The sequence below is a fragment of the Pseudomonas sp. BF-R-19 genome (assembly GCF_019956445.1).
Lineage (GTDB): Bacteria > Pseudomonadota > Gammaproteobacteria > Pseudomonadales > Pseudomonadaceae > Aquipseudomonas > Aquipseudomonas fluorescens_BH.
Window position 1 is genome coordinate 1 of sequence record NZ_JAHBDN010000071.1, and the last position, 15,678, is coordinate 15,678.

General features: G+C 61.5%; 11 protein-coding genes. 4 read left to right on the forward strand and 7 right to left on the reverse strand.

Annotated features, from left to right (window positions below; translation table 11 throughout):
* Positions 1 to 245 precede the first annotated feature (245 nt).
* The 7 genes from KGB28_RS21320 to KGB28_RS21350 all read right to left on the reverse strand — a co-directional run bounded on the left by KGB28_RS21320 (position 246) and on the right by KGB28_RS21350 (position 10,377).
* On the reverse strand, positions 246 to 1,748 hold the full coding sequence (locus KGB28_RS21320; RefSeq protein ID WP_223447760.1) for a sensor domain-containing diguanylate cyclase: 1,503 nt from the start codon (positions 1,746 to 1,748) through the stop codon (positions 246 to 248).
* Between the two features lie 247 nt (positions 1,749 to 1,995).
* The gene (locus KGB28_RS21325) at positions 1,996 to 2,220 is read right to left on the reverse strand and encodes a hypothetical protein (protein WP_150727948.1); all 225 of its coding nucleotides are present in this window, start codon (positions 2,218 to 2,220) and stop codon (positions 1,996 to 1,998) included.
* Between the two features lie 250 nt (positions 2,221 to 2,470).
* Positions 2,471 to 3,835 carry a heavy metal sensor histidine kinase gene (locus KGB28_RS21330; protein ID WP_223447765.1) on the reverse strand — a complete coding sequence of 455 codons (1,365 nt, stop codon included), beginning with the start codon at positions 3,833 to 3,835 and terminating at the stop codon, positions 2,471 to 2,473.
* Positions 3,825 to 4,502 carry a heavy metal response regulator transcription factor gene (locus tag KGB28_RS21335; protein ID WP_223447766.1) on the reverse strand — a complete coding sequence of 226 codons (678 nt, stop codon included), beginning with the start codon at positions 4,500 to 4,502 and terminating at the stop codon, positions 3,825 to 3,827. The genes KGB28_RS21330 and KGB28_RS21335 overlap by 11 nt, the downstream gene beginning before the upstream one ends.
* Positions 4,503 to 4,511: 9 nt before the next feature.
* A complete protein-coding gene (locus KGB28_RS21340; protein WP_223447767.1) occupies positions 4,512 to 7,613 on the reverse strand; it encodes a multidrug efflux RND transporter permease subunit in 3,102 nt (1,033 codons plus the stop codon).
* Positions 7,610 to 8,770, reverse strand: a complete 1,161-nt coding sequence (locus tag KGB28_RS21345) for an efflux RND transporter periplasmic adaptor subunit (RefSeq protein WP_223447768.1) — start codon at positions 8,768 to 8,770, stop codon at positions 7,610 to 7,612. The genes KGB28_RS21340 and KGB28_RS21345 overlap by 4 nt, the downstream gene beginning before the upstream one ends.
* A gap of 638 nt (positions 8,771 to 9,408) precedes the next feature.
* Positions 9,409 to 10,377: a LysR family transcriptional regulator gene (locus tag KGB28_RS21350; protein ID WP_008050110.1), complete on the reverse strand. Its 969-nt coding sequence runs from the start codon at positions 10,375 to 10,377 to the stop codon at positions 9,409 to 9,411.
* 345 nt (positions 10,378 to 10,722) lie between these two features.
* Here KGB28_RS21350 and KGB28_RS21355 point away from each other — a divergent pair, with 345 nt between their 5' ends.
* The 4 genes from KGB28_RS21355 (at position 10,723) to KGB28_RS21370 (ending at position 15,646) form a co-directional block, all read left to right on the forward strand.
* Entirely contained in the window at positions 10,723 to 12,222 is a 1,500-nt protein-coding gene (locus KGB28_RS21355) for an efflux transporter outer membrane subunit (RefSeq protein WP_223447769.1), read from the forward strand.
* A gap of 138 nt (positions 12,223 to 12,360) precedes the next feature.
* On the forward strand, positions 12,361 to 14,553 hold the full coding sequence (locus KGB28_RS21360) for an FUSC family protein (protein WP_223447770.1): 2,193 nt from the start codon (positions 12,361 to 12,363) through the stop codon (positions 14,551 to 14,553).
* Complete coding sequence (locus tag KGB28_RS21365; RefSeq protein ID WP_007896379.1) at positions 14,543 to 14,743, forward strand: DUF1656 domain-containing protein; 201 nt, start codon at positions 14,543 to 14,545, stop codon at positions 14,741 to 14,743. The genes KGB28_RS21360 and KGB28_RS21365 overlap by 11 nt, the downstream gene beginning before the upstream one ends.
* 39 nt (positions 14,744 to 14,782) lie before the next feature.
* Positions 14,783 to 15,646 (forward strand): HlyD family secretion protein, encoded by an 864-nt coding sequence (locus KGB28_RS21370; RefSeq protein ID WP_057395860.1) that lies wholly within the window; start codon positions 14,783 to 14,785, stop codon positions 15,644 to 15,646.
* The last annotated feature ends 32 nt before the right edge of the window (positions 15,647 to 15,678 follow it).

Genomic DNA, 15,678 nt, shown 5'->3' on the forward strand with positions numbered 1-15,678 from the left:
GTGGTTCGACAGGCTGGGTCTGGTGCGACTCTCATAACCTCAATCTCTCGAACCGCCCGGTGCGGACCCGCATGCCGGGTGGTGTGGCAGGGGTACGGCCTATGAAGGCCGTCCCCTATGCCGATTCCTGATTTCTATGGTGGCAGTGACGGCCTCTTCGCGAGCAAGCCCGCTCCCACAGGGAAACGCGGTCAACTGTGGGAGCGGGCTTGCTCGCGAAGAGGCCAGTCGATTCAGCATAGAATTCAGCCGGCGCACACCACCCGGTTACGCCCCCCTTCCTTGGCCTGATACAACGCCTTGTCCGCACTGAACAGCAATTGCTCCAGGTTGATATCGCTGGCCGCTGTCCAGGTGGCAATGCCGATACTCACGCTCATCGGCGGCTCACCGGCGTCCACCAGTGACAGTTTTTGCACCGCCTCGCGGATATGTTCGGCGATCTGCTGCGCGCCTTCACTGCCAGTTTCGGCCAGGACCACTGAAAACTCTTCGCCACCATAGCGAGCCACCAGGTCCGCCGGACGATGGACATTGGCGCGGATGACCTCGGCCAATGCCCGCAAGGCTTCGTCGCCGGCCTGATGCCCGTGCCGGTCATTGAAGGCCTTGAAGTGATCGGCATCGATCATCAGCAACGACAACGGCTTGCCACTGCGCTGCGCGCGAAACCATTCATGGCGCAGGGTCTGATCAAGGGATCGACGGTTGGCCACGCCGGTCAAGGCATCGGTAGCCGCCAGTTGCGCCAATTCCTGCTCGGCATATTGGCGCAGTCGCAGCTCGCGGCAGAGCAGCCAGGTCAGCCACAACAGGCCGATGCACAAAACGCCGGTAGCACCGCTGATCACATAGGCCGTGCGGTTCCAGGTGGCGAACACTTCATCGATGGAAAGGGCCACGATGACGGTCAGCGGCAGATTGCCGACCCGGGTAAAGGTGTACAGGCGCCGTTGTTGGTCGACACTCGACACACTTTCAAAGGTGCCACTGCGCTCGCGCAGCATGCGTACGACGTTGGGGCGGCTGGAGAAGCTTTTGCCGATGACGTTTTGTTCCCGGTACGGTTTCTGCGCCAGGAGAATCCCGTCATCGTTGATGATGCCCAGCGTACTGCCGGAGCCGATTTCGAGGCTGTTGAACAGCTGGTCGAAGTAGCTCATGCGCATCGACGCCACCGCAACCCCCAGGAACTCACCCGTGGGAGAAGAAATGCGCCGACTGAAACTGATGCGCCATTCGTCGCTGTCATCGCAGTCGCAGCGCGGCTTGAACGGTCGGCTGATAAACATGCCGGAGTCACGATTGAAGGTATGGGCCAGGAAATAATCGCGGTCAGCGAAGTTGCCCGGTTTCGGTTCGATCAATGATGAGTCGGCCAGCACGTCGCCGTGCTTGTCCAGCAGCAGGATGTCGCCCTTGTAGCGCGCAGTGGTAGAGCGGTCGAACAGCACCAGATGGCGGATCTGCGGCGAAACCTGTTTCAGGTCGTCCCGTTGGGCGGCGGCAATCAGGCCCTGCAAGGTCAAGTCATAGAGCTCGACCGTACGCAGGACATCGGCATCGATCAGTTGCGCGATGGTGGTCGCGCTGCGTGTGGCGGTCTGCTGGGCATTGGCGTGTTCGCGGATCAGCAGGAAAGTGACGATGCACAGGATTGAGATGACTGTCAGGGTGCTGCCGACGATCAGCATGATCTCGGGTCGCCCGGGCGGGCCTTGAAAATGTGCGGTACGGCTTGCGGTCATAGGGCTGACGTCTGCTAAAGGGACGCTGTAAGCGTAGTTGCATAAACGCAGCAGCCGAGTGAATCGTTCCTGTTGCTCGTGCGATTGATCAATGGCGTGGGCGTCAGTGACTTTCGTTGCAGAAATTGCAATGAAGGTCGAGTCGCCACTATCAAAAAAGCCGCTGACAGCAGCGGCTTTGAAGACAACTTTTCAAAGGGAAGAGCCGATGAAAAGTGTCGAGGGAAACGGGAGTGATCGGTGCAGATCAGCTGTCTTTCTCGACCCGTGGCTGGGCCTGGATGCTGGATGCTTGCGGGGCTTGGGCGTCTTGCACAGCCTTGGCTGTCATCTCGATCCGATGCTCTTCGAACGTTGCAGCGCGTGCGGCGTTATGCGCAACGAAAGTCTGCGATTCTTCCGCCATCGCCAACGGCGACAGGAACAAAGAGGACAAAACGAAAGCGCTGGCAATACCCATACTGTTGGACATCTTTAAAACCTTCTTGCTTGGCAAGTGCTGTTTGGTGCGGGCAAAGATAAGGATATGAGGCAAGGGGAAAAAGAGTGGATTCATGAAAGGACTGTTGCGGTTATGGCAATAGTTGGTTGGCCGCCTATATGTGTTCAACCCAAATCCAATGTGGGAGCGAGCCTGCTCGCGATAGCAGCACCTCGGTCCTTGAGTTGCACCGCGTTGCCTGCATCGCGAGCAGGCTCGCTCCCACATTGGAAGAAGAGGATCAGACGGGCAGATGAATGCCGAACGTATTCATCCCATGATCACTGCGCACAAACACATCCCCGCCATGCATCAACGCAATCGCCTTGACGATGGCCAGCCCCAAGCCGTGATTGTGGCCGCTGTTGCTGCGTGACGCATCGACCCGGTAGAAACGCTCGAACAGGCGCGGCAGATGCTCACTGGCAATCGGCGAGCCGGGGTTGGCGACGCCGATGCTGACTTGATGCTCCTGGGCTTCGATCCGCACTTGAATCACCTGCCCGGGCGCGGTGTGCTGCACCGCGTTATTCAACAAGTTGATCAACGCCCGGCGCAGATGGGCGATCTCGATCTGCACTTGCGCGTCACCACTGACCTCGACCTGGACCTGAGCGTCCTCGAGAATGAAGTCCAGATATTCCAGGGTCGTGGCCACCTCATCGGCCAGCGAGGTTGAGGTGAGTTTGGTCGCCTTGCTGCCCTGATCGGCGCTGGCGAGGAACAGCATGTCGTTGATGATCGAACGCAGTCGCTCAAGCTCTTCGAGGTTCGATTGCAGCACTTCGAAGTAATGCTCGGCGGAGCGCCCGCGGGTCAATGCGACCTGGGTCTGGCCGATCAGGTTGGTCAATGGCGAGCGCAGTTCGTGGGCGACATCGGCGTTGAATGACTCAAGGCGCGAGTAGGCCTGCTCGACCCGTTCCAGGGTCGAGTTGAACGAGCTGACGAATTGATCGAGCTCCGGCGGCAATGGTGACAATCGCAAGCGCCCCGAGCGTAACGGCGGAGCCAGGCGCTGGGCTTCCTGGGACAGTTTGATCAGCGGCTTGAGCCCGATCCGCGCCACCCAATAACCCAGTGCCGAGGCCAGCAGCACACCGACAATCGCCAAGCTGATCAGCGCGACCAGCAGGTGATGCTGGGTATGGAAAAACGTTTCGGTGTCGATGGCGATCATGAAGCGCAGCGCTGGGCGCTGATCCTTGGCCGGGAATTCGCTGACCAGCACTTTCAGCGGATACGGGTGCTCCGGCAGATGCATGTCGCGCGTGCCCAGCGGCCCTTGGGCAAAGGCGCGGATCTGCGGGGTCAGGTTGCCGTATTCGTAGTGCGGATCGCCACTGATGATCCAGAAACTGATGCGCTTGTCTTCTTCGCTCAGCAGATTGAGCTTGTTGTTGATCTTCACCCAGTGCTCGGGCGTGCCGTAACGGCCGACCGTGGATTCGAGCACGCTGTAGCGTGCATCCAGTTCGGCATCGGGCAACAGGCCCAGGCCTTTGTCGACCTGTTGGTACAAAGCCCAGCCGATCAACAGGAACACCAGCAGCGCCACCAGCGTAAACATCCCGCTTAAACGCAGCGCGATCGAGTTACTGGACACCACGGCTCTCCAGCACATAACCCATGCCGCGAATGGTGTGCAGCAGTTTTTCTTCGAATGGTCCGTCGAGCTTGGCCCGCAGGCGTTTGATCGCGACTTCGACGACGTTGGCGTCGCTGTCGAAATTGATGTCCCAGACCATCTCGGCAATGGCGGTTTTCGAGAGGATTTCGCCCTGGCGCCGGGCCAGTACGCTGAGCAGCGAGAACTCCTTGGCGGTCAGCTCCAGACGTGTACCGGCGCGGGTGGCCTTGCGGCTGATCAAATCTATCCACAGGTCAGCGATGCTCACCTGCACTGGTTCATGACCGCCGCTGCGCCGGGTCAGCGCTTGCAGGCGTGCCACCAGTTCAAGGAAGGAAAACGGTTTGCCCAGATAGTCATCGGCGCCTTCACGCAGGCCCTTGATGCGGTCTTCGACACGCTCGCGGGCGGTGAGCATGATCACCGGGGTTTGCTTGCGCGCACGCAGGGCGCGCAACACACCGAAGCCGTCGAGGCCCGGCAGCATCACGTCGAGGACGATCACCGCGTAGTCGCTCTCCAGCGCCAGATGCAGGCCTTCCACACCATCGCGGGCCAGATCCACGGTGAAACCCTGTTCCGTCAGGCCGCGATGCAGGTAGTCCGCGGTTTTTTCTTCGTCTTCGATAATCAGAACGCGCATGACCCCGCCTCAGTCTGTGGTCGCCAGCACCGGTTCTGGCGCAGGTTTAGGTCGATGGAATAGCCGCTCCAGCCACAAGTATATGACCGGCGTGGTGAACAGCGTCAGCGCCTGGCTCACCAGCAAGCCGCCGACAACGGCGATCCCCAGGGGCTGGCGCAACTCGGCGCCGGTGCCGTAACCGAGCATCAGCGGCAGGGCGCCGAGTAGGGCGGCGAGGGTGGTCATGATGATCGGCCGGAACCGCGTGATGCAGGCCTTGAAGATCGCTTCCTCTGGCGACAGTCCGCCATTGCGCTGCGCTTCGAGGGCGAAGTCGATCATCAGGATGCCGTTTTTCTTGACGATACCGATCAACAACACCAGCCCGATCAAGGCCATGATCGAAAAGTCCTGGCCGCAGATCCACAGCATGATCACTGCGCCGAGGCCCGCCGAAGGCAAGGTGGAAATGATCGTCAGCGGGTGCACGAAGCTCTCGTAGAGCACGCCGAGGATGATGTACACCGCCAACAGCGCCGCCAGGATCAGCCACGGCTGGCTGGCCAGCGAACTCTGGAACGCCTGGGCCGCGCCCTGGAAGTTGCCGCTGATGGCGGTCGGCATGCCGATGTCGGCCTTGGCCTGGTTGAGCATGATCACCGCATCGCCCAACGCCACGCCGGGGGCCAGGTTGAACGACAGGTTGGCGGCGGGAAACATCCCGTCATGGGCGATGGACAGCGGGCCGATGGTCGGCGCATCGAAGCGGGCAAGGGCCGACAACGGCACCATTTCCCCGCTCAGGGGCGAGCGCAGGTAGAAATAGTTGAGGCTTTCGGCCTTGCCGCGCTGTTTGGTATCCAGTTCCAGAATCACGTTGTACTGGTTGATCTGGGTCTGGAATTCATTGACCTGGCGCTGGCCGAAGGCATCGTACAGGGCTTCGTCGACGTCGCTGGCGGTGAGGCCGAAACGTGCCGCGGCGCTGCGATCGATGCTGATGTGGGTGATGCTGCCGCCCAGTTGCAGGTCGTTGGAAATGTCGCGGAAGGCCGGGTTGGCGCGCAGTTTTTCCGTCAGGCGTTGGGTCCAGGTGCTGAGGGTCGCACCGTCGTTGCTCTTGAGCACGTATTGGTACTGGGCGCGGCTCGGGCCGGAGCTGAGGTTGATGTCTTGCCCTGCACGCAGGTAGAGCACGATGCCCGGGACTTTCATCAGTTGCGGGCGAATCCGGTCGATGAACTGGCTGGCCGAGACGTCGCGATCCCCGCGTTTTTTCAGGGTGATCCAGAAGCGGCCGTTGGCAATGGTCTGGTTGCTGCCCGAGACGCCGACGGAATGTGAAAACGTTTCGACTGCGGGATCGGCAGCGACGATTTCGGCCATCGCCAGGTGTTTTTTCACCATGTCGCCATAGGAAATATCGGCAGCAGCTTCGGTGGTGCCGAAGACGAAACCGGTGTCCTGTATCGGGAAGAAACCTTTAGGAATGAAGATGTAACCGGCGACGGCCAGAGCCAGCGATAAAGCGAACACACCGATCATCGCTTTCTGGTGGGCGAGGGCGCGGCGCAGGCCTTTTTCGTACCACGCCAACAGGCGTTCACCGAAGCCCGGTTTGTCGTGGGCGTGATGCACCGGCGCGCGCATGAACAGCGCTGCCAGCGTTGGCGCCAATGTCAGCGAGACCACCACCGAAATCATGATGGTCGAGGTGGCGGTCAGGGCGAACTCCTTGAACAGCCGGCCGACCACACCGCCCATGAACAGCAGCGGAATGAACGCCGCCACCAGCGAAAAACTGATCGAAACCACGGTAAATCCGATCTCGCCAGCGCCTTTGATCGCCGCCTCGCGCATGCCGTCACCGGCCTCGAGATGCCGGTGGATGTTCTCCACCACCACGATCGCATCGTCCACCACAAAGCCCACGGCGACCACGATCGCCACCAGGGTCAGGTTGTTCAGGCTGAAGCCCATCACATACATCAGCGCGAAACTGGCGATCAGTGACACGCCGAGCACTGCCGACACGATCAGCGTGGCCGACAGTTGGCGCAGGAACAGCGCCATCACCGCCACCACCAGCATGATTGCAATCAGCAGGGTGATTTCTACTTCATGCAGCGAGGCACGGATGGTCTGGGTGCGGTCGATCAGCGTCTTGACCTGCACCGAGGCGGGGAGCATCGCCTCCAGTGCCGGCAAGGCGGCCTGGATGCGGTCCACGGTCTCGACGATGTTGGCGCCTGGTTGGCGGAAGATCACCAGGTTGACCCCCGGTTGCGAGCCCGCCCAAGCCTGGATGTAGGCATCTTCCGAACCGTTGACGACTTTGGCGACATCGCGCAGATGAACCGGTGCACCGTCCTTGTAGGAAACGATCAGCTGGCTGTATTCATCGGGGTGGAATAACTGGTCGTTGGTGGACAGGGTCGAGATGCTCGATTCGCCGTACAGCGCCCCTTTGGCCAGATTGAGGCTGGTCTGCTGGATCGCCAGGCGGATGTCGGCGAGGGTCAGGCCGATGGCCGCGAGCTTGTCCGCCGAAACCTGGACGCGAATCGCCGGACGCTGCTGACCGGTGATGACGACCTGGCCTACACCGTCGACCTGACTGAGCTGACGGGACAACAGGGTTTCCGTCAGGTCGCTGAGCTCAGGGCCTGGCATCAGCGACGAGTTGACGCTGAGGATCAGCACCGGGCTGTCGGCCGGGTTGACCTTGCGCCAGGTCGGCAGGTTCGGCATGTCCTTGGGCAGTTTGCCCGCGGCAGTATTGATCGCCGCCTGCACTTCCTGGGCGGCGGTGTCGATGCTCTTGTCGAGGGTGAATTGCAGGGTCAGGTTGGTCGAGCCCAGTGCACTGCTCGAGGTCATCTGGGTTACGCCGGGAATGGCACTGAATTGCACTTCAAGAGGCGTGGCCACCGAGGAAGCCATGGTTTCCGGGCTGGCGCCGGGAAGTTGCGCGGCCACCTGGATGGTCGGGAATTCTGCCTCCGGCAACGGCGCTACCGGCAGGCGCGGAAACGCGATGACACCCAGCAGCACCAAGGCGAACGTCAGCAGGACCGTGGCCACCGGGTGGTCGATGCACCAGGCTGAAACCGAACCATGGCCCTTCATTGCGCCGCCTCCGATCGCACCACTTGAGGCGGCTCGGTCAGCACTTGCACAGTAGCGCCGGGCTTGAGCCGCGACTGACCATCGCTGACCAGTACATCACCCGGCTTCACACCCTTGATGATGTCCTGGCCGCTGCCTTGATAGACCATCTGCACCTGCACGGCTTCGACCTTGTCGCCATTGACCCGGTACACGAAGTGCTGGTCGAGGCCGCGTTGTACGACTGTCGGCGGCACCACCAGCGCATCTTTATCCAGGGCTGTCTGAATCTTTACCGTCACCAGCAGGCCCGGCCAGAGTTTTTGTGCGTCGTTGTCGAATTCGGCTTTGGCGCGGATGGTGCCGGTGTTGGCGTTGATCTGGTTGTCGATCAGGGTCAGGTGACCTTCACCGAGCAGGTTGCCGGTTTCGCCGTCGGTGTCGGCACCGATGTAGGCCTTGACCCGGGCGTGCTGTGGGTCGTTGATCAGGCCTTGCAGGGTCGGCAGCATTTGCTGCGGCAGGGAAAATTCCACGGCGATCGGGTCGATCTGGGTCACCGTGAACAGGCCTTGGGTGTCGGTCATGCGCAGGAAGTTGCCTTCGTCGACGGTACGGATGCCGACACGACCGCTGACCGGGGAGCGAATTTGTGTGTAGGAAAGTTGTACCTCGGCGGAGTCAATCGAGGCCTGGTTACCTTGGGCGGTGGCCTTGAGCTGGTTGACCAGGGCTTGTTGCTGGTCGTAGGTCTGCTTGGACACGCCGTCATCGACACTCAACAGCTTGTAGCGCTTGAGGTTGACCAGTGCCACTTGCAGTTGCGCCTGGCTTTCACCCAGTTGTGCCCGGGCCTGGTCGAGGCTGGCGCGGATCGACCGGTCGTCGATGGTGGCCAGCAGGTCGTCTTTTTTCACCAGTTGGCCTTCCTTGACCATGATTTTGGTGAGAATGCCGTCAATTTGCGGGCGGACCACGACGCTGTGCAGGGACAACACCGAGCCGATGCCACTGACGTAGCGCGGCACGTCTTTTTCGGCGACGCTGACCACGCGTACGGGGATGGCGCTGGGGGCGGCGAGTTTTGCCTTGGCGGGTTTGGTGGCATACCACAGGCCCAGCGCTGCCAGGACGATCAGAAGGGCGACGAGCAGGGCGGATTTTTTCTGGATTCGCATGCGAGTGGGGCGCCGGGGCTGGGTAGACGGTTGGTATTTTCCTTTATAAACCTGTTTGCCGGTCAGGAGGGTGACGGCTAACTGACGGCGCTGTCAGTTTGGGTTGTCTTGGCGGCCTATGGGCCGACCATGTTCTTGGTTGACCGTGTACATATCCGTTTCTTCGGTAACGGCCACCTATGGTTTCGCCCTTACGGCGACTCACTTTTTTTAACAAGCGCCTCAAAAAAAGTAAGCAAAAAAAGCGCTCGCCCCGAACGTCCGGCCCCTCGCTGGGGCTCGGCGTTCCTTCGCTCCGGCATTCATCCGGGGGCATTGCCCTCCGGTCGGCTTCGCTTCGACCTACATGCAATGAGTTCGACTGCGTCGAACGGCGCTGCGCGCCAATCCCCGGATGAACGCCTCCACTCAGCCTCCCGAGGGGGCGGGTGGATCAAGATCAAAAGCTGCAGGCGAGCTAACGCTCGGCCTGATGAGTGGTGAAAAGCAGTGGGTGTACGCCGATCTGCTTTTGCTCTTCTGTGGGAGCGAGCTTGCTCGCGATGGCGGTGCATCTGCTCACAGAGATGTTGAATGTGAGAACGCCATCGCGAGCAGGCTCGCTCCCACAAAGAATCAATCCATTAGCCGAGAGATCATCAGTTCGCCACCCGAACCCCACCCAGACTCCCGCTCAATTCATACGCCGCCAATTCCGCCTGATGCGCCGCCAGCAATTCCGGCAGCGATCCACGCAAATACTCGACCCAGGTCTTGATCTTCGCATCCAGGTACTGGCGCGACGGGTAGATCGCATACAGGTTCAGTTCCTGGGAGCGGTAGTTGGGCATCACGCGCACCAGCGTGCCGTTGCGCAGGCCTTCTATCGCGGCGTACAGCGGCAGGACGCCAACGCCCATGCCGCTGATGATCGCGGATTTCATCGCGTCGGCGGAGTTCACCAGGAAGGGTGAGCTGTTGATGGTGACCATTTCCTGGCCATCAGGGCCGTCGAAGGCCCATTTCTCCAGCGGAATCACCGGGCTGACCAGGCGCAGGCAGGCGTGGTTGAGCAGGTCGCTGGGTTTTTGTGCGCAGCCGTTGGTTTTGACGTAGGCCGGCGAGGCGCAAACGATGCTGTAGGTGATGCCCAGTCGCTGGGAGACGAAACCCGAGTCCGGCAGTTCGCTGGCGAGGACGATGGACACGTCGTAACCCTCGTCGAGCAGGTCCGGCACGCGGTTGGCCATGGTCAGGTCGAAGGTCACGTCCGGGTGCGTCTTGCGATAGCGGGCGATGGCATCGATCACGAAGTGCTGGCCGATGCCGGTCATGGTGTGCACTTTCAGTTGCCCGGCCGGGCGCGCGTGGGCGTCGCTGGCTTCGGCTTCGGCTTCTTCGACGTAGGCCAGGATCTGTTCGCAGCGCAGCAGGTAACGCTTGCCGGCTTCGGTCAGGGCGATGCGGCGGGTCGTTCGGTTGAGCAGGCGGGTTTGCAGGTGGGCTTCCAGGTTGGAGACCGCGCGCGAGACGTTGGCCGTGGTGGTGTCCAGTTGCACGGCGGCGGCGGTGAAGCTGCCGGCTTCGGCCACGTAACTGAAGGCGCGCATGTTTTGCAAAGTGTCCATGGGGTGCTCTCGGGTGCGATGGCAAATTGTGACACGAAGTTTCAGGATCTGAGACCCCGACCAAGGGATTATCTCGTTAACGGTAACAAAGATTCACAGGAATCCCAGCTTATCGCCCTTCCGGCCGCCCCATAGAATTGCGCAACTTGGGTAACCGGGGTTCGACCCACCGCATAACCTGTGGGAGCGGCGGTGCGGCGATCCGACTTGCTCGCGAAGACGGTCTGACATTCACCCTCAATGTCGACTGATGTACCGCTTTCGCGAGCAAGCCCGCTCCCACAAAAGCGGAACTCCAGTTTCCAAAAAATCTTGTACCTCCCCCTATTTCAGGAAATCGCAGCAGTGCCGCGTCGCATCAGCAGAGCGCTTCAGCCGCTCAGTGTTTTGGCTTTAACCCTGGCAATCAGCGGCTGCATCGGAACCGGAGGTATTGCCCCACAGGGCAAGGCGCTGGAGGCTAATTCACTGGCCACCGACGAAGCGATCCAGAGCGCCGCGCAGGATGCGCACTGGCCCACCGCGCAATGGTGGCAAGCCTATGGCGACCCGCATCTGAATCGCTGGATCGACCTCGCCCTGCAAGGCAGCCCGACCCTGGCCATGGCCGCCGCCCGGGTGCGTCAGGCCCGGTCCATGGCCGGCATGGCCGAAGCCGCCGAGTCGCTGCAGATCAATGGCGATGCCACCCTCAAGCGCCACAACTGGCCTACCGACCAGTTCTATGGCCCCGGCGAGCTGGCCAACAGCACCACCTGGGACAATAACGCGGCGCTGGGCTTCAGTTATGCCCTCGACCTCTGGGGTCGCGAAAGCAATGCCACCGAGCGCGCCGTGGACATGGCGCACATGAGCGTCGCCGAGGCGCGTCAGGCCCAACTCGAATTGCAGGACAACATCGTACGGGTCTACATCGAGTTGTCGTTGCATTACGCCCAGCGGGACATCGTCGAGGCGACATTGAAGCAGCAACAGCAGATCCTTGAGTTGGCGAAAAAGCGTCTGAGCGGTGGCATCGGCACTCATTTCGAAGTCAGCCAGGCCGAGACGCCGCTGCCGGAAACCCATCGCCAGATCGATGCCCTCGACGAAGAAATTGCCTTGAAACGCAACCAGCTCGCCGCTCTCGCCGGCAAGGGGCCGGGGGAGGGCGCACAGTTGCAGCGGCCAACGCTGTCGCTGGGTGCGCCGCTGAAACTGCCGTCGTCGCTGCCGGCGCAATTGCTCGGCCAACGCCCGGACGTGGTCGCCAGCCGCTGGCAAGTGGCGGCGCAGGCGCGGGGCATCGATGTCGCCCATGCCGGTTTCTACCCGAACGTCGATCTGGTCGGCAGCCTTGGCTACATGGCCACCGGCGGCGGGGCCCTGGAGTTCTTGACCGGCAAGAAGCTCAACTACAGCGCGGGGCCGGCGATTTCGTTGCCGATCTTCGAGGGCGGACGCTTGCGCGCGGAGTTGGGCGAAGCCTCGGCCGGGTATGACATCGCCGTGGCCAAGTACAACCAGACCCTGGTCAACGCGCTGAAAAACATCTCCGACCAGTTGATCCGTCGCGAGTCCATGGACAAGCAACAGGCTTTCGCCGCCGAGTCGGTGGCCACGGCGCAGAAGACCTACGACATCGCGATGATCGCCTACCAGCGTGGGCTGACCGATTACCTCAACGTGCTCAATGCCCAGACCTTGTTGTTCAAGCAGCAGCAAGTGCAGCAGCAGGTTCAGGCGGCGCGTTTGAGCGCCCATGCCGAACTGGTGACGGCGTTGGGCGGTGGTCTCGGAGCCGGTAACGACGTGCCAAAAGACAGCCAGACCCAGGCGCCGAAAACCCCGAGCCTTTTGCGTTGAACACAAAACCTGTGGGAGCGAGCTTGCTCGCGATGAGGGCGGCACATCCAACATTGATGCCGACTGATACTCCGCTATCGCGAGCAAGCTCGCTCCCACAGGTTCCGGTTTTCACTGGAATTTATTGAGCAGGATTTGATGACTCCATTGCCCGCACCCTTGCGCTGGCTGTACTCCCTGGAATGGCGCCGGGGGTTCTTCGACTGGGCACGCAGCGACGGCGTGACCTGGGTCTACATCTTCAAGGTGCTGATCGCAGCATTCCTGACGCTGTGGCTGGCCATGCGCCTGGAGCTGCCGCAACCGCGCACGGCGATGATCACCGTGTTCATCGTCATGCAGCCGCAAAGCGGCCAGGTGTTCGCCAAGAGTTTCTATCGTTTTCTCGGCACGCTGGCCGGGTCGGCGGTGATGGTCGCGCTGATCGCCCTGTTTGCGCAGAACACTGAACTGTTCCTCGGTTCGCTGGCGATCTGGGTGGGTATCTGCACGGCCGGCGCCGCCCGCTGCCGCAACTTCCGCGCCTACGGTTTCGTACTCGCCGGATACACCGCGGCGATGGTCGGCTTGCCCGCGCTGGCCCACCCGGACGGCGCGTTCATGGCGGCGGTCTGGCGGGTGCTGGAAATCTCGTTGGGCATTCTCTGTTCGACCCTGATCAGCGCTGCAATCCTGCCGCAAACCGCCAGCGCCGCCATGCGCAACGCCCTGTATCAGCGCTTCGGCGTGTTTGCCCAGTTCGTCACCGACGGCTTGCGTGGCCGCAGTCAACGCGAGGCGTTCGAGGCCGGCAATGTGCGCTTCATTGCCGAGGCAGTCGGACTCGAAGGGCTGCGCAGCGTCACCGTGTTCGAAGACCCGCACATGCGTCGGCGCAATGGTCGCCTCAGCCGCCTGAACAGTGAGTTCATGGGCATCACCACGCGCTTCAATGCCCTGCATCAGTTGCTCGAACGCTTGCGCAGCAACAATACGGATCATGCCGTGGCGGCGATAAAACCGGGCTTGCAAGACCTCGTCGAATTGCTCGACGGCTTCAGCGGTCGTGCCCTGACCAACGCCGATGCGGCGCGTCTGGTTACGGTGCTGAGCGCCTACAAGGCAGGGTTGCCGGCGCGGGTGCGCAGCCTGCGGGCGGTCTTTCAGGAGAGCGAACCGAGCGACGACGAACTGCTGGACTTCCACACGGCGTACGAGCTGCTCTATCGCTTCGTCGACGACCTGCACAGTTATGCACAGACCCACGCTTCACTGGCCGATCACAGTCACGAGCGGGAGCGCTGGGACGAGCCGTTCACTCCGCAAACCAACTGGATGGCAGCAGCCGCATCAGGGATTCGCGCAGCGTTCATTCTGGTGGTATTGGGCAGCTACTGGGTGGCAACCGCCTGGCCGAGCGGCGCGACCATGACCCTGATTGCCGCCGCGACCGTGGGTCTGTCCGCCGCCACCCCGAACCCCAAGCGCATGGCCTTTCAGATGGCGTGCGGGACATTGCTCGGGGCACTGATCGGCTTCGTCGAGATGTTTTTCATTTTCCCGTGGATCGACGGATTTGCGTTGCTGTGCGTGATGCTCGCACCGGTGATCGTACTCGGCTCGTTCCTGACCTCGCGGCCGCAATACGTCGGTGTCGGCCTGGGCTTGCTGATCTTCTTCAGTACCGGTTCGGTGCCGGACAACCTCACGATCTACAACCCCTACACCTTCATCAACGACTACATCGCCATGGTGCTCGGCATGCTGGTGTGCGCAGCGGCCGGGGCGATCATTCTGCCGCCCAACAGCCGCTGGCTGTGGCGTCGGCTGGAGCAGGACTTGCGTGGTCAGGTGGTTTACGCCATCAGCGGCAAGCTCAAGGGCCTGGCGTCGAGTTTCGAAAGCCGTACCCGCGATCTGGTGCACCAGGCCTACGGCTTCGCAGCGGGTCAACCGCAAGTGCAGAGCGACTTGCTGCGCTGGATGTTCGTGGTGCTGGAAGTCGGTCACGCGATCATCGAGTTGCGCAAGGAGCAGGCGATTCTGCCGGTGCATCCGGCCTATGCCGAATCCCAGCCGTGGCGCCAGGCGATCCGGGGGATGGGGCGGGCGCTGGTGCGGCTGTTCCTGCAACCGAACAGCAGCAACCTCGAACGCGCGCTGATTGCCGTCGATCACGCGATCAGCCGTGTGCAGTCCACTGACGAACCCTTCGCCCCGCACTTCGATACCTCGGCGTTGCGCCGGGTGAAGAGCTACCTGCACTTCATCCGCACCTCGCTGCTCGATCCGCAATCACCGCTCGCGGCCTTCGCAGGCAGCCAGCCACAAGGACTTGAACATGCCTCGTGAAATCGCCTTCCACGGCGTGTACATGCCGACCATGACCCTGATGTTTTTCATCGCCGCGGCGCTTGCCTGGGCGCTGGACCGGTTCCTGTCCGGGTTCGACCTGTACCGTTTTTTCTGGCACCCGGCGTTGCTGCGCCTGAGCCTGTTTACCTGTCTGTTCGGCGCGTTGGCGCTGACTGTCTACCGTTGACTCTCTATCACTGACTCTCTATCTCTGAAGAATGCCCCGATGAAAAAGTTTTTCAGCCTGCTCGCGACCTTGCTGGTGCTGGCCCTGGCGCTGTGGATCGGCCGCTCCTTGTGGGAGCACTACATGAACACGCCGTGGACCCGTGACGGCCGCGTGCGCGCCGACATCATCAACGTCGCCGCTGACGTCACCGGCGAAGTGGTGGACGTGCCGGTGCGCGACAACCAACTGGTGAAGAAGGGCGATTTGCTGATGCAGATCGATCCCGAGCACTACCGTCTGGCGGTCAAGCAGGCACAAAGTCTGGTGGCCTCGCGCAAGGCGACGTGGGAGATGCGCAAGGTCAACGCCCATCGTCGCGCCGATATGGACAACCTGGTGATCTCCCGGGAAAACCGTGACGATGCCAGTAACCTCGCCGACTCGGCCCTGGCCGATTACCAGCAGGCCCAGGCGCAACTGGAAGCGGCCGAACTCAACCTCAAGCGTACTGAAGTGCGTGCGGCGGTGGATGGCTACGTCACCAACCTCAACGTGCATCGTGGCGACTACGCGCGCATCGGCGAGGCGAAAATGGCCGTGGTCGACATGAACTCGTTCTGGGTCTACGGCTTCTTCGAAGAAACCAAGCTGCCCCATGTGCGCGTTGGTGATAAGGCCGACATGCAACTGATGAGCGGCGAAGTGCTCAAGGGCCACGTGGAAAGCATTTCTCGCGGCATCTACGACCGCGACAACCCGGAGAGCCGCGAACTGATCGCCGATGTGAACCCGACCTTCAACTGGGTACGCCTGGCGCAGCGGGTGCCGGTGCGGATTCACATCGATGAAGTGCCGGAGGGTGTGCTGTTGGCGGCGGGGATTACTTGTACGGTGGTGGTCAAGCAAGGTGATGGTGCATAACCGAAAGACCGAGTTGCCTGCTTCGCGAGCAA